This is a genomic window from Anaplasma capra, from assembly GCF_025628805.1.
GTDB classification, from domain to species: domain Bacteria; phylum Pseudomonadota; class Alphaproteobacteria; order Rickettsiales; family Anaplasmataceae; genus Anaplasma; species Anaplasma capra.
On sequence record NZ_JAOTBG010000012.1, the window covers coordinates 14,839 to 33,185 of the forward strand.

The 18,347-nt window shown below is 49.3% G+C and carries 16 protein-coding genes; 7 read left to right on the plus strand and 9 right to left on the minus strand.

Going from position 1 to position 18,347, the window contains the following annotated elements; translation table 11 throughout:
- Window positions 1-35: 35 nt before the first annotated feature.
- The 5 genes from rpsU to OC187_RS03775 form a co-directional block, all read right to left on the minus strand.
- The gene (rpsU, locus tag OC187_RS03755; RefSeq protein WP_262998263.1) at window positions 36-299 is read right to left on the minus strand and encodes a 30S ribosomal protein S21; all 264 of its coding nucleotides are present in this window, start codon (window positions 297-299) and stop codon (window positions 36-38) included.
- A gap of 103 nt (window positions 300-402) precedes the next feature.
- Window positions 403-1,422 carry a substrate-binding domain-containing protein gene (locus tag OC187_RS03760; RefSeq protein WP_262998252.1) on the minus strand — a complete coding sequence of 340 codons (1,020 nt, stop codon included), beginning with the start codon at window positions 1,420-1,422 and terminating at the stop codon, window positions 403-405.
- A gap of 57 nt (window positions 1,423-1,479) precedes the next feature.
- Entirely contained in the window at window positions 1,480-2,121 is a 642-nt protein-coding gene (locus OC187_RS03765) for an SCO family protein (protein ID WP_262998251.1), read from the minus strand.
- Window positions 2,122-2,290: 169 nt separating this feature from the next.
- Window positions 2,291-3,316, minus strand: a complete 1,026-nt coding sequence (locus OC187_RS03770) for an NAD(P)H-dependent flavin oxidoreductase (RefSeq protein ID WP_262998250.1) — start codon at window positions 3,314-3,316, stop codon at window positions 2,291-2,293.
- 1 nt (window position 3,317) lies between these two features.
- A complete protein-coding gene (locus OC187_RS03775; RefSeq protein ID WP_262998249.1) occupies window positions 3,318-3,935 on the minus strand; it encodes a cytochrome b in 618 nt (205 codons plus the stop codon).
- A 223-nt stretch (window positions 3,936-4,158) separates the two neighbouring features.
- Between OC187_RS03775 and OC187_RS03780 the strand changes: the two genes are divergently transcribed.
- Window positions 4,159-5,787, plus strand: coding sequence for an ABC transporter permease (locus OC187_RS03780; RefSeq protein ID WP_262998248.1), 1,629 nt, complete (start codon window positions 4,159-4,161; stop codon window positions 5,785-5,787).
- A gap of 57 nt (window positions 5,788-5,844) precedes the next feature.
- Here OC187_RS03780 and OC187_RS03785 read toward each other — a convergent pair whose 3' ends face one another.
- Both OC187_RS03785 and OC187_RS03790 read right to left on the minus strand, forming a co-directional pair.
- Window positions 5,845-7,368, minus strand: coding sequence for an HlyD family type I secretion periplasmic adaptor subunit (locus OC187_RS03785; RefSeq protein WP_262998247.1), 1,524 nt, complete (start codon window positions 7,366-7,368; stop codon window positions 5,845-5,847).
- Between the two features lie 114 nt (window positions 7,369-7,482).
- Window positions 7,483-8,148, minus strand: a complete 666-nt coding sequence (locus OC187_RS03790; protein WP_262998246.1) for a COQ9 family protein — start codon at window positions 8,146-8,148, stop codon at window positions 7,483-7,485.
- A 265-nt stretch (window positions 8,149-8,413) separates the two neighbouring features.
- Between OC187_RS03790 and murD the strand changes: the two genes are divergently transcribed.
- Window positions 8,414-9,769: a UDP-N-acetylmuramoyl-L-alanine--D-glutamate ligase gene (murD, locus tag OC187_RS03795; RefSeq protein WP_262998245.1), complete on the plus strand. Its 1,356-nt coding sequence runs from the start codon at window positions 8,414-8,416 to the stop codon at window positions 9,767-9,769.
- Between the two features lie 43 nt (window positions 9,770-9,812).
- Here murD and tolB read toward each other — a convergent pair whose 3' ends face one another.
- Both tolB and OC187_RS03805 read right to left on the minus strand, forming a co-directional pair.
- On the minus strand, window positions 9,813-11,138 hold the full coding sequence (tolB, locus tag OC187_RS03800; protein ID WP_396124726.1) for a Tol-Pal system beta propeller repeat protein TolB: 1,326 nt from the start codon (window positions 11,136-11,138) through the stop codon (window positions 9,813-9,815).
- 13 nt (window positions 11,139-11,151) lie between these two features.
- Complete coding sequence (locus tag OC187_RS03805) at window positions 11,152-12,780, minus strand: ribonuclease J (RefSeq protein WP_262998243.1); 1,629 nt, start codon at window positions 12,778-12,780, stop codon at window positions 11,152-11,154.
- Between the two features lie 127 nt (window positions 12,781-12,907).
- Between OC187_RS03805 and OC187_RS03810 the strand changes: the two genes are divergently transcribed.
- The 5 genes from OC187_RS03810 to fusA all read left to right on the plus strand — a co-directional run bounded on the left by OC187_RS03810 (window position 12,908) and on the right by fusA (window position 18,281).
- Window positions 12,908-13,633, plus strand: coding sequence for a hypothetical protein (locus OC187_RS03810; protein ID WP_263008611.1), 726 nt, complete (start codon window positions 12,908-12,910; stop codon window positions 13,631-13,633).
- A gap of 40 nt (window positions 13,634-13,673) precedes the next feature.
- On the plus strand, window positions 13,674-15,140 hold the full coding sequence (locus OC187_RS03815) for a metallophosphoesterase (RefSeq protein WP_262998241.1): 1,467 nt from the start codon (window positions 13,674-13,676) through the stop codon (window positions 15,138-15,140).
- A gap of 159 nt (window positions 15,141-15,299) precedes the next feature.
- Window positions 15,300-15,674: a 30S ribosomal protein S12 gene (gene rpsL, locus OC187_RS03820; RefSeq protein WP_262998240.1), complete on the plus strand. Its 375-nt coding sequence runs from the start codon at window positions 15,300-15,302 to the stop codon at window positions 15,672-15,674.
- A 17-nt stretch (window positions 15,675-15,691) separates the two neighbouring features.
- Window positions 15,692-16,174 carry a 30S ribosomal protein S7 gene (gene rpsG, locus OC187_RS03825; RefSeq protein ID WP_262998239.1) on the plus strand — a complete coding sequence of 161 codons (483 nt, stop codon included), beginning with the start codon at window positions 15,692-15,694 and terminating at the stop codon, window positions 16,172-16,174.
- A 79-nt stretch (window positions 16,175-16,253) separates the two neighbouring features.
- Window positions 16,254-18,281: an elongation factor G gene (gene fusA / locus OC187_RS03830; protein WP_396124727.1), complete on the plus strand. Its 2,028-nt coding sequence runs from the start codon at window positions 16,254-16,256 to the stop codon at window positions 18,279-18,281.
- Window positions 18,282-18,347: the final 66 nt, after the last annotated feature.

An 18,347-nucleotide genomic window follows, 5' to 3' on the forward strand; every position in this document is an offset into this window, starting at 1 on the left:
AACCACGCCACACAAACCCCAAAAGCCGCGATACTCTACCCATCGCCAGAGATCAAAGGTCTGTGAATGTTAAAGTGCCTGGAGCTCACCTGAAACCTCCCAAGTTTGGGCTCGGAAGACGCACCGTAGAGCTTCTTTCGCCTCCTCTCGCAGTCATCCCTCTTTCTGGCGCGCTTCTCAGAGGGCTTCTCATGGTGAGTTATCTTCATCTGCCGCGGCTTACCCTCCCTCTGGAGCTTCTTCTTCAGGGTACGTATTCCCTGCTCTATATCACCGTGATATACGACAACCTCAACCAACACCAACCCCTGAAAAACCAAAATTCACAGGGCCACATGATACCACAATGGCCCGTATGGTCAAACCTTTTCTTGCCAGCAACCTGAAAGCGGACTAACAACATTACCCAGAGATAAGCTTGCTTACCCTCTGGATCATCTGCTCTAGCTGCTCTTGCTGTAGTGGCACGAAACCTAGGTTGACCAGATATCCGGAATTTCCTATAGACTCCGGCCTCAGCACCTCTTGAACGAACTCTCTAAGCCCTGGAGTGCTGTCAAGGTGCTCTCTCTTAACATATATATATATCGGTCTGGATAGCACGTACTTTCCTGAGGATATTGTTTCATAACTAGGCTCAACTCCCGCGACCTTGTTCCCCTGGATCTCTCGCTGATTTTTTATCAGAAAACTGAAGCTCAGTATACCGAAGGCGTTACTATTTTTTGATATTTTGTGTATTACCACATTCTCGCTGGTTGCCACCTCTATATACTTGCCGTCATTTCTGATGCTACTACATACGTTTTTCCTTTCTTCTAGGTTAGGGTACGAGTCAACAAAGTTCTTTGCGCTCATACACACCCCTCTTATCACGGTATCAACGAGAATGTCGTAAGTACCAGTGTTCTTATGGGGGCCATAGACCTCTATTTCGTGTTCGGGTAGGCTTGAATGTACCTCCGACCATGTACCATACTTGTTCGTTGGAACTTTTCCGTACTCATCAGACAAACTATATTTACTCAGAGCGCTGAACAGGTCCGTGAGAGAGAAGTCAACTTGATCCTTCTGCTTGGAGCTTGCTATAACTATGCCGTCGTAGCCGAGGCCTATTTCTATCATGTCTCTCACACCGCTGGCGCCGCACAGCTCAACCTCTGCATCCTTGATCTTTCTGGAAGACATGACGATATCAGGCGTACCCTGCCCGCTTCCGGCGCAAAACATATTGAACCCCATGCCGCTGCCTACAGACTCTATAACTGGGGTTCTATAGGCGGAAAACCTACCGAACTCTTCTGCCAAGGAGGAGATGACCGGAAACACGGTGGAAGAACCTACCACCCTGATCTGATCGGCTCCGGCTCCCAAAGAGATAGCAGCAAACACCGCAACAAAGGAAAAGCTCCGAAGCCTCATTTTCTACCGCCTCCTCCAGGCAGAACCACTCCAAGACTGTATCACCACTACGCTTAACTAAGAATTAAGCATGTGGCTGCTGACAAACTTGAACAATTCCTCATCTTGGCCGCCAGACGCGTCAAAATCCGGGGAAAAATGCCCCAAGTATTTGCCTTTCCCATCTACGAGATACATAAATGCGGAATGATCAATATCGCCGTCACCCTCTTTCCCAGCGCTTCCGGCACCCACGTACACTTTGTAGTTAGAAATTACGTTCTTGATGTCCTCCTCTGTACCCGTAAGCATCTGGATCCTAGCATCAAATGCCTTATGATACTCACGCAGCTTAGACACCGTGTCGTTTTTTGGATCAATAGTTATGAACACTACTTGCAACTTGTCTGCAGAGTCACCGAGCTTGTTTAGAAGCTGGGAAGCCATACCCAACTCAGCGGGACACGTGCGTTTGCAGGCCGAAAAGCCGAACATTACCAGCATATGCTTGCCACTGAAGTCGCCACTACTAACGGTAACTCCCTCGTGATTAACCAGGTTGCTGAAGGATGCAGAAACGGTGTTTCCTCCGAGAATGTCAGAAGCACTAAACTTCTCTCCGATTTTACTAAAGATACCTTGCTTGTTCACGTAAGAGTACCCCAGAAACGCAGCTGCGACCAACAGCAAGAGATTAGATACAATCTTGAAAACTTTCATTTATTCCACTCCACAAACACTCAAAAATGCACCACACACCCAGCCATACGACAAAATGAGCAAGCGCGATCGTAGCACCTATGCATCAATTGGTCAAGCGGCCTGCGCACTGAAAATTTACACCAGGCAGCTGATCGCAACAACTTAAAGAAGAAATGCGCAATGGGTTTCACGAGCGAGACTTGCTGGAGAGCGATAGACAGGCTTCTGCCTCCCTTACCAGGTCTTCTATAATCTGTTTTACGCTCCTAACACCGGTTACGAAGCCAACGCTCTGCCCAGCCATTAGCGAGCCATTGTGTATGTCCCCTTCAATGACTGCTTTTCTCAGTGATCCGGACCAGAACCTCTCAATTTTCCGCTGCCCCTCCTCTTTGGAGATTTTTCCATGGTTGTAAAGCTCTATTACCTCGCGCTGCAGATCTAAGAAACGCATGCTTGCATCGTTTGCAATTGCCCGCACCGGTGTTACAGGAAACTCCTTGCTGAGTTGTGTAGATGGCACAGCATCCCTGGATGAGGATTTAATAAACACCTCCTTAAATTTGGGATGAGCCTTGGACTCATGAGAGCACACAAACAGAGTTCCTATTTGACAGCCACTTGCCCCCATATTGAGGTAGCTGCTTATCATGTCTCCAGTGCCAATGCCCCCGGCTACAAAAATAGGAAAATCACAAAGATGCTCACTCTTGCGAAAGAACGGCAGAATTTCCTGAGCTAGCACTGAAGTGCTCACCGGGCCTATGTGCCCCCCAGCTTCCATGCCCTCTATTACCAATCCGTCTGCCCCCATTCTAACCAGCCTTCTCGCCACGGATGACGAAGGCGCAAAGCACATACTTTTTATCCCAGCATTCTTGATTGTACTCAGAGTCCTACTACTGGGGATTCCACCTGCCAAAACTATGTGAGAGACTCCCGCACGTATGCAGGCTTCTATTTGGTTGTCTAAATCCGGGTGAATCACGATGAGGTTGACCCCAAAACGGTTACTTGTCAGTTGCTGAGTTTGTTCTATTGCAACACGCAACTCATCGGCGTACATCGCACCGCACGCCAGCACCCCGAAGCCTCCAGCATTTGATATGGAAGACACAAGATTGGGCTCTGACACCCAACTCATAGCCCCTCCCATGATGGCAAACTTACTACCTAGGAAGTCTGCTCCCTTCTTCCACAAGTGTGAAAGCACTTCAAACAATCCTCTTGAAAACGTTTTCTTTATCGAAAATCAAATGCTTTACTGCTCCCAGAATATGCAGCGCAACCATGAAAACCAGCGTGAATGCTGCAACCTCGTGTATGCCCGAGAATATATCTGCAACGGACTCATTCTCCGGGATTATGGCCGGTATTGTAAAATACACCATGTGCACTGGGCGCCCATGAGCCGAGGACATGAAATACCCCGATACGGGCATGCACAGCATTAACACGTACAGAAAAAAGTGAGTAGCCTTTGCGAGGATGACGGAGGTTTTTGACATTTTTTCTGGGTAAGGCGGAACTGTAGAGGAAAGGCGCAGCACAACTCTCACTATTAGCAAAACAAAAAACACCATGCCGCACGCTTTGTGTATACTGAACATCAGCCCCTTAGTAGATGGATCAGCGGGGGGTGCATACACCATGCATAGCCCAAGGGATAAAATCCCTACTATACCCAAAGCCATAATCCAGTGAAGTGCCCTGACGGGTAAAGAATACTTGTCACTTACCATCGCAACACCCGTACTCGAAAAAGACAGCGTGCATGGTACCATGTGATCGCTGGTTAGGAAACAAAAATCTGCACCTAACGTCTTGTCCATATGCTAGATAGTACAGACGCAATATGACCATACATGTGTAAACCTGTTGCATTGCCTAATTGTTGCGCAACTATCCAATCGATATTGCCAATGTGAGATCAGTGATTCCATGCACACATGTGGCAGTCATGCTGCATTTATGGGGGCTGAAATTTTTAGGTGGTACCAGTAAAAATATAAACTATAATCCACGGTAGTTGGTTGAGAGAGCGTCAGTGCCGCAGTGTTGTTGAGGTTTTCTAGACATCTCTTTTTTATTGTGCTGGCGGTAGTTTTTGCCTTACCTGTCTTTTCCTTGGCGATTGTGTTTTTCACGGAAGGCAAGATGGGCTTCGGCGTGCTTTCCGCAATGCTTCCAGAGTATGTTCTGAATACAGGGGCACTCATGGTTGGTGTTGGTGCTGTGGTGCTGTTCATAGGGGTTATGAGCGCCTGGTTCATAACTTACTACTCATTTCCCGGGCGCAGAATCTTCGAAGTGGCGCTGTTTTTACCGCTCTCGATACCGGGGTATATAGTTGCGTATGTGTATGTAAACATATTTGGGTTTGCTGGCCCAATACAAAGCACACTCAGAGAGTTTTTTCACTGGGAAAAGGGCGATTATTACTTTCCGGATGTAAAGTCACTATTCTTTTGTACGCTCATTATAGGGTTCAATTTGTATCCGTATGTGTACATGTTGGCGAGGACAGCATTCATTGCGATTAGGAACAGCGTTGCAGTTGCTACAACTTTGTGTTGCTCCAGGTACAAAATTTTGACATCAGTTGTAATTCCCGCTGTGTGGCCCTCTATGGTTGCGGGTGTTTCGCTAGTACTCATGGAGGTAATAGCAGATTTTGGTACTCCGCAGTTTTTGACCATCAATACGTTCACTACGGGAATATACCGCCATTGGTTCTTATTACACGACAAGTACTCAGCGTGCATACTGGCTCTCTTGGCACTCTCGTTTGTGTTTGTTCTTGTAGTGTTAGAGAGGTTCTTACGTCGCGATGAAGATTCCTACTCGGCCATTAGGATGAACACCAACTACTGCTATAGATGGCACTTCAACGGCAAGTGGGTGGTTGCGTTCATATACTTTGTGTGCTCGCTGGCAGTGCTTGTAGGGTTTGTGCTGCCGGCTGCTCCGTTGGTATATTGGACGCTGGAGAGATTGCCCTCCATAAACTACGCAGAATTTTTTCCTGCGGTGCTCAATAGTGTGAGTATTGCGCTCATTACCGCTACCATTGTGGTTTCAATAGCAATTGTTATGCTTTGCCTGACCAGAGGGAGGGGTGGGTTGTCCTATGTGGTTAGGTTTGTGTCTATGGGGTACGCGATTCCCAGCACAGTAACTGCGGTGGGGATTGTGATCTTGCTTGGTAAGCTATCCCAACTCATTAGCGAGAGATTCTTCGATGTTGCACTTATTGGTACTGTAATCGGTCTGCTATACTCTTACACGTTTAGGTTCCTTGCTGTGTCCATAGGTCCAATAGAATCTGGACTAAACAAGATTCCCAGAGAAGTGGACTGGTCCTCGATGTTAATGGGGCACGGCGCTGCGTCTACGTGTCTTAGGGTGCATCTTCCCATGATCAAGAAAAGCGTGATGGTGGGCTTCTTGCTGGCGTTTATTGACACTATTAAGGAGTTGTCAGCAACCTTGATAATAAGACCGTTTAATTTTGAGACCATGGCTACGCGTATCTATGAACTAGTCGCGGATGAGCGGCCAATGGATGCCGCGCCGTATGCGCTCGTAATAGTACTTATGGGACTACTGTCGGTAATGGTACTGTGCCAGGTGTTTCAAAATGACAAGGTGCGCGAGAACAGGATTAACGAATACGCGTCTTAGCGCACGTTGTACCCTGTACTTCCGCGCAGCTGAGCTTGGGGCCCCTCAGTAAAGCTCCTACCGCTCCTTGAATGCCTTTTCAAAAGTGCTGGTTATTGGAGTCAAAAGATAATTAAGTAGGGTGCGAGAGCGTGTTACAACAAACACCTCAGCAGGCATTCCTTGGTGGAGTTTGAGGCCTTTGAACTTTCCTGAGCGGGCTGACCCTGGTATCACCACCCTCAGCGAATAATACTTTACGCCGTTTGGATCTGTGAGAGCATCTGCTGACACTTGGGTTACTATGCCGTCTATTAGCCCGAACTTGCGTATATTGTAAGCGCTGAGCCTTACCTTGGCTCGGAGCCCGCTGTGTTCCCCGCTGGTGACCATGTTTTCTTCAACAGTCCCGGCTGACAATACTTCTTCTATATTACGCGTGGGCATTTTTGCGTCTATTATGAGGCCATCATCGTCTGGCACTACTTCCATTATCGTGCCTCCTGGAGGTATCACTCCGCCTTCTGTGTGATACCTCAACCCCGTTACCACGCCATTTTGCGGAGATCTTATTATGGTGCGCTTGAGTACGTCTTCAGCAGCCATGAGCCTTTCTTTCAGGTCCGTAATTGCGGCATCGGTTTCCTTGAGCTCAGAGTTTACCCTATCCAGCACAGAGTGCGTAATGTTGATCATTTCTAGCTGATTTTCCCCAATTTTCTGTTCTGCACCTGCAATTTTGGCTCTTATATGGCCTAGCTCTCCCTCTGAGTTGGCGTGTGCACGTTCAATGCTCAATATGTGGGGTTTGCTTATGTACCCTTCCGCCAGCAAGCTCCTTTTTGCTTTTAGTTCTTCGCTTATCAACTTGTACTGCTTTTCTTCTGACTCGAGCTGAGCGGCCAAACCTGAAAGCTCTTGGTTCAGCTGCTTGATACGCTGCTTTAGTATATCTAGCTGTCCAGATACGCTTTTTCTCTGGGAGTTGAACAATTCCCTTTGGTTTTCCAGCACCTTCTCTACTACGTCCGCGCTTGATAAATCATGTATTTCTCGCGGAAAAACAATACTTTCGGAATGATTTTTGGTTGCCAACAGTCTGGCCTCAGTTGCCAGCAGGACCAGCATTTTTTCCTTTATTATTCCCAAATTAGCCTTTGCTGCTGTGTCGTTAAGCAACACAAGAGGTTGCCCCTTACTTACTGTATCCCCGTCTTGTGCCAATATCTTGTGGATTATGCCTCCCTCAAGGTGTTGTACTATCTGTCTGTTTAATGACGAGACTACCTCTCCAGGTGCTATAACAGCTCCATCCAGTGGCGCAGTTGCTGCCCATACTCCAAAGAAACCGAAGAACACAATTACAACCACAAGTCCCACAAGTAGTGGCCCCCACGAGGCTCTGAGAGCCTCATTTTCACCTTCTTTTTCTATTCCGAATACGAAGCTCACAATTTTGTCTATGAGGCGCAGCGACTTTTCTACAAACTTAGGTCTTCTGAGATCGTCCTTTTCCTTGTGTAGGGAATTATGCCCAAGAAGTCTAGGGAGCGAGAAATCCAACTTTGCCATGGACACAGCCTTAGCAATCTTATCGTACATTATTTTGACGCGGAAAGAACAGACCAGACTTAAATATCACGAAAAGGCCTCGGCAGAAATTTATTTTTGCATTACCATACGCTGGCTATTTGCGTTTTGCTACCACTGATTGAATTAATTGAACCGCACGTCAAAAGCCCTGAATATCTTTGGCAGCGCATTTTTAGCTGAGTTCTTCAGCTTTTGGAATTTTAGAATTCCATTGATTCGCCGCCCCATGAAGGATAGGGTCTCAGAAACATTCTCGGAGTGATCCTGAGCAAAATAAACAAGTGATGAAACGTAGACAGAAGCCGCGGTGAGCCTCTTTGTGTAGTAGCTAAAGTTGGTTGAAGAATCTCCAGCTAGGTGCCACACTGCGTCCATCACTCTGAAAACAAGTGAAGCAAAAAAGCAAGTGTTGCTCGGTAATAACGAGAAGCGAAGTACGGACTTCACAAACTCCCTGGAGTTCGGCACTGAGGCGTTGTAGAGTATGCACAGTTCCAGCAAGTGGTATATCCTGTCACGTACCCTTGGCAACTCAGCAGGATCCCTACTCTGGAATGAATGTGTAATGGAATCTATGAGATCTTCGTGGAAATACTCTAGCACGCTGTTTACGCCCCCTGGAAATTTGCAAAAACTATTTTCCAGGTTCAACTGCCTGCATGCCTCACGCAGGGTTGCGTTGCTGATTCCCATGCGCGGTATGAGTGATATGGTTGTGTCGCATATTGCGCGCACCTCGCAATCTTCACGCTTGTGGCTACGCGATGTATCGTCAGTGTGCTCCACCATGAATCAGAACGTGCATTAACACTGGGGGTCATTGTACCACGTGTGCGAGCAGAATTCAGCCTTAAATTTGGTGCTGACTTGCCCAATTTTTAAAAGCTAAGATGACTAGTTATCAGACTTGGCGTGTTGTTTGTGCAACTACCTGTGGCCACCTTCCTCGCATAGTAGCTCGGTGTATTGACAGCCGCGATACTTAATTGTACCATGCCGCCCCGAGATTGGGCCGCGGGTGGCTGTCGGTTGCTTGGAGTGGACAGGTAAGGATATGATTTTACTGCAACGTTACTGCGGAAAGAAGGTCGCCGTCTTTGGTCTAGGAGAGACGGGGATCTCTGCTGTGCGTTCTCTAGTTCAGAGCGGTGCGCAGGTTTTTGTTTGGGATGACGATGAACTGGCTCTGCGTCGTGGTGCGGAGCTTGATCTTGGGTGCAGGTTTCTGCACCCCTACGAACGTGATTGGGCTGACATTTCTGAGTTAGTTTTGAGTCCGGGTGTTCCCCACTCTTGCCGCAACAAACATTGGGTTGTGAAATTGGCCATGAACAGGGGCTGTAGGATAACATCCGACGTTGAGATATTCTGCCGCTCTCAGCGCGCTCGTATCGTTGGAGTAACTGGGACTAACGGTAAGTCCACCACTGTGGAGCTGATAGGCTGGATTTTAAATCGGGCTGGAATTGATGCAGAAACAGGTGGGAACGTGGGGCGGGGGGTTCTGTCACTCACGCAGGGCAGAGGGACATATGTTCTAGAGTTGTCCTCCTATCAGTTGGCACTTCTGCGCGATATCAGTCTGGATATTGGGGTTATTTTGAACGTAACGCCAGATCATCTCGATGTTCACTCTAGTATGGCGGATTATGTTGCAGCAAAGGGGAGGATATTGAATTTTAGCAGCCTGGTGATAGCAAACTGCGGCGACAGAAACACAGAAGCGCTCTGCAGACATATAGGAAAGAAAAAACTGGAGTTTTCGTGCAAGACGAGGCTGGATGAGGGGGTATCTTTTCTGGGTGGACATATACACTTCTGTGGTAAGGTTATTGAGATCGGCGATCTCCGAATAGACAAGACGAGCAATGCCGAGAATATTGCCGCGGCATACGCTGTGACCAAAAGTTTCGGGGTGAAGGACGAGGTGATTCTTGCTTCTATTGCCGAGTTTACTGGGTTGCGACACCGGAACCAGATTGTAACTAAGATTGCGAACGTAACTTTCGTTAATGACAGTAAGGCGACCAATGCTGCTTCGGCAGAGAAGGCACTTATTGGCAGGAGAAATGTCTATTGGATTGTTGGTGGAAAAAGCAAAGATGGGGGTATAGATTCACTGCTTAGCCTATATTCAGACCGAATAAGTAAGGCTTTCTTGGTGGGAGAATCAACTAGCAAATTTGCTTTGAGCATGAGAAAAGCCGGCATAGCGCATGTGGAGTGTCACGATGTCTGTGATGCAGTGCAGGTTGCTTTTGCTGAGGCGGTTGCTAGCAAGTCAGAGGCTACGGTTCTGCTGTCACCTGCCTGTAGCTCTTTGGATCAGTGGAAGAACTTTGAGGAGAGAGGTGAGGCGTTCTGTACCGCGGTGCACTCGATTACGGAGTCCGCAAGTTGCAGCGTATAATTCCCCGTAGCGACGTTTAACTCTGGTGAGGGAGAAGGGGCACCTATTCTCGCAAGACAGGCGACCAGTGGGCGTTTGAGGCGCTAGTGGGAATGTCCAGAACTTGCGTGTTAGCGCCCGTGATATCCACGGTTACCAGTTTAGACTTGGACGGACGGTTGGCTGATGGGGGGTCTTGTTGAGTAAAAAGAATAACGCGCCCGTTGGGGGACCACGAGGGACTATCAACCATGTATCCGCCGGCCAACAGCCTCTCGCCGCTGCCATCCGGTCTCATCACCCCTACGTGAAAGCTTCTTCCCTCGGATTTTGTGAATGCTATCCAGTCCCCTCTAGGAGACCAAACCGGGGCTGCGTATCCCCCCTTGCCTGAGCTGATCCTACGCTGATTTGTGCCATCTGCATTCATAACATAGAGCTGCGGCTTTCCACTCCTATCCGAGTTGAAGACTATGAATTTTTTGTCAGGCGAGTAAGAAGCGGAGGTGTTTATAGATTTATTGTTAGTAAGCCTAATAGACCTGCCGCTCTTTAAATTTACTGAGTATATGTTTGTGGCACCGTGTGCGGATTCCGACAGCAAAACATGCCTACCATCCGGAGAGAATCTAGGAGATGAGTTGACGCCCCTTACGCCCCCAAGTGCTGTCGAGTATCCAGTTTCCAAATCGTGCAACACTATGCTGCCCCTGGATTTTGCGTAGGACATGTACACCAGGCTCCGGGCGTCTGGGGAAAATCTGGGAGTGGATACGAACTCCCCCTGACCAGTAATGTATATATTGTTTGCTCCATCCTGGTCCATGATTGCAATTCTTCTAGACCCCGGCGTCCCGGTGGTTTCCGCCACGTATGTTATAAGCGTGTTGAAGTATCCGCCTTCTCCCGTAATCCTGCTATATATGCTGTCGGACATGGAGTGGGCTGCGCGCCTCCAGTTTCCTATTGCAAAGTTAAAGGACTTGCCGGACAGTTGCCTGCCTGAGGCCACATCCCAGATGAACAGCCTTGCTTTTACCCTGCCATGTGAGGACTCTTTGACGCTTCCTGTGACCAGCACATCCCTGTCTATAGCCATCCAAGAGTCGGAATCTGGCACTCCTTCGGGTGTTGTGCTAAAGCTACCTGCAGGCAGTTTCCAGCTTGCGTCAAATATTCCAGTGTGGTTTAAGTCATGCAACACCACCCGAACACAGCTCTTTCCCACTTCCTTCTCTAGATTTGTGGACGAGTGCATGGGTGCTATGGAGACCCTAACTTTCTCGGTATTTCCCTTGGTGATGTCTACTCCAAGGGCAGCAAAGGCTCCCTGGCAACTGAACAAAAACGCGACAACGGGAAGCACGCAAGCGCAAGCAAAGGGAAGAATTCGCACCTCAACCTCACCACACGTACTCCATCTGTACCTCAACCAGGGGCCTGCCCTTTAACACACCCTTCAAGGACCCGAACACCACATCTTTGACGTAGTTCTTGACATTCCTTGGCTTTGAATTTGACAGCCCGGAGCCTATCTTCCGAGCCATCTCGCTCAGCAAAACCCTGTCTTCAGAGCTATCAAGCGCCCCCGGAGCGATAACCATCGGCTCTTTCACCAGCTCATGTTCCCTATTCATTAGCAAAGTAACGACCACCATCCCGGCGCTTCTCATTTTCCTACGCGCGGACATCACACTCCCTTCTGGGTGTCGCAGAAAGCTACCATCTATTCCGAAAACTCCACAGCCCACAGAACCCACCTTCTTGCCTTCAACCAGGTCAATTATGTCTCCGGGAGCCGAGACCACGCAATTCTCTATACCGCACTCCTTAGCCAGCTTCACATGCTCGTACATGTGCATGTACTCCCCGTGTATAGGTACGCACAACTTAGGTCTGGTCAGAGAGTACAAAATGCGTACCTCCTCGCGCGAAGGGTGGCCCGACACATGAACACCTCCAGTGAACTCCGTGACGACCTCAATCCCCATCCTTACAAGCTTGTTGAAGACTCCAAAAATACGCCTCTCGTTACCGGGAATTATTTTTGAAGAGAAAATTACTGTGTCCCCCGCATCAAGCTCCGTCAGGGGGTGAGACCTGCTCGCGAGCCTAGCAGTCGCTGCAAGAGGCTCACCCTGGCAACCCGTGCAAAGGTAGAGCACATTTTCCGCAGGTATGTCACCAGCATGCCTGGCATCCACAAACTCTGCTATGTCCTCCAAGTAGCCACAGTCTCTTGCTGCTTGTATTGCCCGCGCCAGCGACCTACCAAGAACCACCACTTTTCTGTTTGAAGCTTCTGCAATTCTCGCAAGAGTGCAGATCCTAGCTATGTTTGAAGCGAAGAGGGCAATCGCCACTCGCCGCTTGCTGTTTTGTACTATGCTGAGAATGTTGTTGTATAGGCTTCCCTCGGAGCCGGAACGGCCCTCGGTGAACACGTTGGTGGAGTCCGAAATTACAGCAAGCAGGCCATCATCACCAAGCCGCTTGAGCTTTTCTGTATCGGATACAGGACCCACCACCGGATCAGTGTCTAGCTTCCAGTCCCCGGTATGGAGCACACTTCCAAAGTCAGTGTGAACAGCGACCGCATGCATTTCGGGAGTAGAGTGAGTCATGTGCACGAACTCAAGCACAAAGGGCCCCAGTTCCAGCTTTGACTCAGGGTCTATCTCTTCAATCGGCACGCTCATAGAGAACTGGGCCAGCTTTGCCCTCAGGAGAGCTGCAGTGAATTTTGTGGTGTACACAGGACATCTGAGGTCTGCCCAAAGATAAGGTATGGCCCCTATGTGATCTTCATGCGCATGTGTCAAAACTATTCCTAGCAGATCCTTGCGCCTCTTCTTTATAAAGCTGACGTCAGCGATGACCATGTCCACGCCAGGCATGGTATCACCATCGGCGAACCCAGAGCCCAGGTCGACAATTATCCATTTTCCGCGAGCATGGTACAACGTGACATTCATACCTATCTTGCCTACACCGCCCAAAGGCAGAAACAAAAACCCACTATCGACATCCATAGTCAAGTATAAAACGTCACAACTGAAAATACTGACCGTAGATAGCACATATGTTCACGTGTTTAAAGAAAAACATTTGCCATGTGTTGTGGGGAAGTATAAAAGTGACCGGTAGCCAGAGCATTCTGTGTTTTTGGGCGTTGTGGCTTCTTCTGGCTCTATGGTTTTGCTCCGAGGTTGCTCTGCCACTTCGAAGTGTGCCGCGTTGGGTTTAGTTTGTGGGTGGCTGATGGAGTACGGTGTCACAGATCTTCATACTAGGCAGGTAAGAAGCCTTCTTCACTTTTTGAACGCCATTGCGGTGCTGCTGTTGCTTCTAAACAATCATGGGGTGCAGGGCCTTGCGGATGTTAGGTCCGCCACTTTTATGATGTCCTTTTCCGTTGCTGCGATCGCCGTGCTGCCGGCTGTCAGGTTGCTGTTGCCTTGTTGTAGTGGCTCTAAGGGTCCTACTGGCGATGAACGGTGTGGGCTGGAGGGCTCGGCCTTGCTACGGCTGCGCCTGGCTCGATTGCAGCCTGTATTTTACGATTTTGCCGTGCTTGTTTTATCTACGGCTTTTCTGCTTCTTATGCCGCTGCCAGCAGAGGGATTGGCTGGTGCTTTTGCCGAATCTGGCTGGATGTCAACCCAGTGTGTTGCCCTTTGTATTACACTTCTGTCTCTCTGGTGTATGTGCATTGCTTGCAGGACATTGCTGATGTTTGCGCTTCTATGCGGGCGTTGCTCCTTTACTTGCCATGATAACTATGACGGCCCTGAAGGCTATTTGGCATTGTTGGTGGATGGGCGTACTACTCCCAATGCTTGTGCACACTCTACCGCGGCTAATGCGGGTTTGCGTGCGCGCTAGCTGGGGGGTGACAACCCTGTATCCCCTTTTAGGATTCTGTGTGCTTGTTGCGCTGTATCTTCTGCCTTTGGAAGCCTGTGCTGAGATTCTATTCTCCTGGTCTCAGGTTGTGAGGGGCGATAAATTAAGCGTAAGGGCGGTTGTTCCCTCAGGTGATAGTTGCCCGACTTTGGATGTTGACCATCACAGTGTGAGAATGGGCATAAGAGCACACCCCGAGCCTGGGAGGTTTGAAGACCAGGTGTGTGAGAGTTTGCTGCCCCCGTCTTCTGTGCCTCGGGTCATTAAGGTTGGGGGTAGGCGTTTGCCGGACATCGGCATTCGCACTGGCCATGACCGCCGAGATAATGTTTCTAGGATTGCTGTTGTTGGGGATACGGGGTGCAGGGTATCGAGGCTGCTGAAGCAGGACTGCAAATCGCCTAGCAAGTGGCCTCTCAGGGAAGTGCTTAGTAAAATTTCAGACCAAAGCCCCGATCTGGTCGTGCATATTGGGGATTATCTGTATAGAGCGGTGGAATGTACTGACGAGACAAAATGCGACAAGCACGTTTACGGAGACAATTCTAAAACTTGGGTGGCAGACTGGTTGCTACCGATGCAATCAGTGTCTGATAAGCTTGTTTTTCTCTTCGTACGCGGGAATCATGAGGATTGTAACAGGGCTCATAGAGGCTGGTTTCGGTATCTTGATGCGCATCCGCTCTCAGAGCAGCGCTACAGCTATAGACACTGTGAGGAAATCACAGATCCATGGATTTTCGATCTGAAACGCTGGGGTCTAGGCGATGTTGGGCTCTATGTGTACGACTCTTCGTCAAGTGGTGAAATTTTTTACCGCAGCCGGGATGTTAGAAATTTAAGGGAAAAGTTCCTCAAGAGCGTCAATTTAGGGCGCAATTCGCAAATGTGGCTACTCACTCACAGGCCTCTGTGGGCCTATTGGAAGAACGGCATAGAGTATTATGGCAACTTGCCGCAAACTAGGGCAATTGCTGAAGTCATACCCGAAAAGTTTGTTGCCGTGTTTTCTGGCCATGTACATTTTGCCCAAATTCTTTCTGTGCGCAGGGTTGGGAAAGCGGAGGCGAGGAAGGATGCCGGTCGCTCGCCACACACTTATGCCAGAGCTGGATTTTTAACCCAGGTAATATCCGGTAACGGTGGCGCGTATCTTAATGAGCAGAAAGGTAAAAAGCCAAACACTGCGCTGTCTTCGTCTCTATTGACGGAGGTTATGCCCAGAGATTCAGGTGTAAGCTTGAACAAAGTGGTTGGGGCTGTGTACAGGAACATGGTACTTTCCGGCTTTACCATCAGTAATGTGAATACATTTAGCGGGTTCGGGTTCTGCAAAATAGATATTCCTATTAACGGAAAGCATTCCGGCGTGCTTGGCCCGCAATCTGTTATCACTTTTCACGGTATAAATGGCGAGGAATCACGTAGATTTTTCATCGGCCCCCCTGGAAGCGGGAGAGCAGGCGCATATCGTACTGAGAGATAGTGCGCCGTGTAAGTGACGCGTGTGCGTTGCGTAAAACAGCGAGTGAAAATAAATTAGAATTGTGTTGACTGGGGTTTACGATTCCCTTATAAGTGGTGCTGCTCTTGCTATCCCCGGGGACGTGGGTAGCGCGTTTCAAGTGGTTTTAGGTTCTTTCGCATGCCCACTATCAATCAGCTGGTGCGTCGCCCCAGGAGGCCTCGCGGGTCGGCTAACAAAGCCCCTGCGCTCCAGCGTAATCCTCAGAAGAGGGCTGTGTGCGTCAAGGTTTACACTACCACACCCAAGAAGCCGAACTCTGCGCTTCGTAAAGTGGCCAGAGTTAGGATTGCTGGGTACGGCAGTGAGGTTATAGCGTACATACCCGGTGAGGGACATAATCTTCAAGAGCACTCTGTGGTCCTAATAAGGGGTGGGCGTGTTAAGGATCTGCCTGGTGTGCGCTACCACATAGTGCGTGGTGCTCTCGATACCAAGGGTGTGCAGGGCAGGAAAAAGGCCCGCTCCAAGTATGGGGTTAAGAGTGGTGTCTAGTTTTTGTTGGGTTGTGTATGTCTCGTCGTCGAAGAGTTTGTAGAAGGCCCGTGACTTCGGATGGAAGTCCTGGTGGTGTGCTGCTGTCTCGCTTTATCAACGTGGTGATGAGTAGAGGCAAGAAGGCTCTGGCGGAGAAGATAGTGTTTGGGGCACTGAAGATGGCTGAGTCGAAGTCTGCGGGTGAGAGCGGTGTGTCCATGTTCAATACTGCTGTGGCCAATGTCATGCCTCGTATGGAGGTTCGCTCCAGGAGGGTGGGTGGCGTTACTTACCAGATTCCCGTGGAAGTTAGGGAAGACAGGTCCACTTCGCTTGCTCTTAGGTGGATAGTGAAGGCTGCTCGTGCTAACAGAAAGCGCACAAACAAGACGTACATGAGTTGTTTGTGTCATGAGCTCGTTGAAGCTTACAACAAGCGTGGTAGTGCGTGCAGGATGAAAGAAGAGAAATTCAGGATGGCTGAGGCTAATAAGGCGTTTTCCCATTTCAGATTTTAGTGAGTTTTTGTGTTTTTAGGAAGGTGTACGGGGGGTGAGTAGCAAGGGTGACCTGTCCAGGTGCAGGAACATAGGGATAATGGCGCACATAGACGCCGGGAAGACCACCACCACGGAGCGCATACTCTTCTATACTGGGAAGCAGAACAGGATAGGTGAGGTGCACGAGGGCGCTGCGTCCATGGACTGGATGGAGCAGGAGCGTGAGCGCGGTATAACAATAACCTCTGCTGCCACTACTTGCTTCTGGAATGGTTGTAGAATCAACATCATAGATACTCCTGGCCACGTGGATTTCACCATTGAGGTGGAGAGATCTCTTCGGGTCCTTGACGGGGCTGTGGCTGTTTTTGATGGAGTTGCTGGGGTAGAGCCTCAGTCAGAAACCGTGTGGCGCCAGGCTGATAAGTACGATGTTCCCAGGCTGTGCTTTGTGAACAAGATGGACAGGGTCGGGGCGGACTTTTTCGCCTGCGTGGATATGATTAGGGACAGGCTTGGGGCATTGCCGCTCGTGTTGCAGTTGCCCATAGGGGTCGATAAAAGCTTTGTCGGGGTTGTGGATCTGGTTGAGATGAGATCCATAACGTGGGAAGAAGACTCTCTGGGTGCGAAGTTCAGCTATGGGGAGATCCCAGCTGATATGGTAGAAGCCGCCAATGATTACAGGGCTAGGCTGCTGGAGACGGCGGTAGAGGTGAATGATGAAGCCATGAATCTGTATCTAGAGGGCGGTGATGTTCCGGTTGCACTGCTCAAGAGCTGTATAAGAAGTGGTGTGATTGGCTCTAAATTTGTTCCCGTGCTATGTGGTTCCGCGTTTAAAAACAAGGGTGTTCAACCTCTTCTTGACGCAGTGATTGACTTTCTACCAGCTCCCAGCGATATCCCGACCATAGAGGGGATTAGTGCAGATGACTCGGAAAAGGTGGTTGCTGTAAAGTCTTCTGTAAACGACAAATTTGTTGCATTGGCCTTCAAGGTTATGGTCGATAGATTTGTCGGTAGTCTGACATTTATCCGTGTCTACTCGGGTAAGCTCACTGGTAAGTCGGTCGTTCTGAACTCCGCCAAGGGAGTTACGGAGTCTGTGGGTAGGATTCTACTAATGCACGCGAACAATAGAGAAGACATATCCGAGGTTCAGGCTGGTGACATAGCTGCCCTGGCTGGGTTGAAGAAGACCACTACCGGCGATACTCTGTGTGACCAGAGCTTTCCTGTGATACTCGAAAAGATGGACTTTCCTGAGTCTGTTATGGAAATTGCAGTGGAACCAGTGTCCACAGCGGATCAGGAGAAGATGGGCATAGCACTCAGTAGGCTTGTTGCTGAAGACCCGTCGCTTAGGGTGTTTGTCAATCCCGAGAGTGGGCAGACCATACTCAAGGGGATGGGTGAACTGCACTTGGAAATCATAGTGGACAGAATGAAGAGGGAGTTTGGGGTTGAGGCTTCAGTTGGTGCTCCCCAGGTGGCGTATCGTGAGACCATTACCAAGTCTGCTGAGATTGAATATGTGCACAAGAAGCAGACCGGTGGTGCTGGCCAGTTTGCCAAGGTGAACATATTGTTTGAGCCACTGCCGCCGGGTTCTGGGTTTGAGTTTGAGAATAAGATCACGTGTGGAGCCATCCCAAAAGAGTACATACCCGGGGTTCAGAACGGTTTGGAACTTGTGAAGGAAACTGGCATCATAGCCGGCTTTCCGGTAATAGATTTTAAGGCCACCTTGTTTGATGGTGCGTTTCATGAGGTTGATTCCAGTCCTCTTGCCTTCGAACTTGCAGCCAGGGGTGCATTTAGAGAGCTGGCAAGCAAGGCTGGTCCGGTGCTCTTGGAGCCCGTTATGCGTGTGGAAATCATAACCCCTGAGGAATACATGGGGGATGTTATAGGGGACGTCAACAGCAGACGTGGCAGAGTTTCGGAGATGCAGGACCGTCACAATGCCAAACTTGTCACCGCCCTTATTCCGCTCGGCGCGATGTTTGGGTACGTTAAGGACCTGCGGTCTATGTCTCAGGGTAGGGCGCAGTACAGCATGTACTTTGCTAGCTATGAGAGAGTTCCAGAGAATGTTGTAGATAATGTTGTGAAGAAGTAAGGTGAAGTTGATATGACAGAAGGAAGGAAGCCACACATAAACGTAGGTACGATAGGGCACGTTGAC

What these genes read in the sequence shown, in the direction of transcription:
- murD (WP_262998245.1), top strand. Translation starts at nt 8,414, where the DNA reads ATGATTTTACTGCAACGTTACTGCGGAAAGAAGGTCGCCGTCTTTGGT.
- rpsG (WP_262998239.1), top strand. Translation starts at nt 15,692, where the DNA reads ATGTCTCGTCGTCGAAGAGTTTGTAGAAGGCCCGTGACTTCGGATGGA.
- OC187_RS03775 (WP_262998249.1), bottom strand. Translation starts at nt 3,935, where the DNA reads ATGGACAAGACGTTAGGTGCAGATTTTTGTTTCCTAACCAGCGATCAC.
- rpsL (WP_262998240.1), top strand. Translation starts at nt 15,300, where the DNA reads ATGCCCACTATCAATCAGCTGGTGCGTCGCCCCAGGAGGCCTCGCGGG.
- OC187_RS03760 (WP_262998252.1), bottom strand. Translation starts at nt 1,422, where the DNA reads ATGAGGCTTCGGAGCTTTTCCTTTGTTGCGGTGTTTGCTGCTATCTCT.
- OC187_RS03765 (WP_262998251.1), bottom strand. Translation starts at nt 2,121, where the DNA reads ATGAAAGTTTTCAAGATTGTATCTAATCTCTTGCTGTTGGTCGCAGCT.
- OC187_RS03790 (WP_262998246.1), bottom strand. Translation starts at nt 8,148, where the DNA reads ATGGTGGAGCACACTGACGATACATCGCGTAGCCACAAGCGTGAAGAT.
- OC187_RS03805 (WP_262998243.1), bottom strand. Translation starts at nt 12,780, where the DNA reads ATGGATGTCGATAGTGGGTTTTTGTTTCTGCCTTTGGGCGGTGTAGGC.
- OC187_RS03785 (WP_262998247.1), bottom strand. Translation starts at nt 7,368, where the DNA reads ATGTACGATAAGATTGCTAAGGCTGTGTCCATGGCAAAGTTGGATTTC.
- fusA (WP_396124727.1), top strand. Translation starts at nt 16,254, where the DNA reads ATGGCGCACATAGACGCCGGGAAGACCACCACCACGGAGCGCATACTC.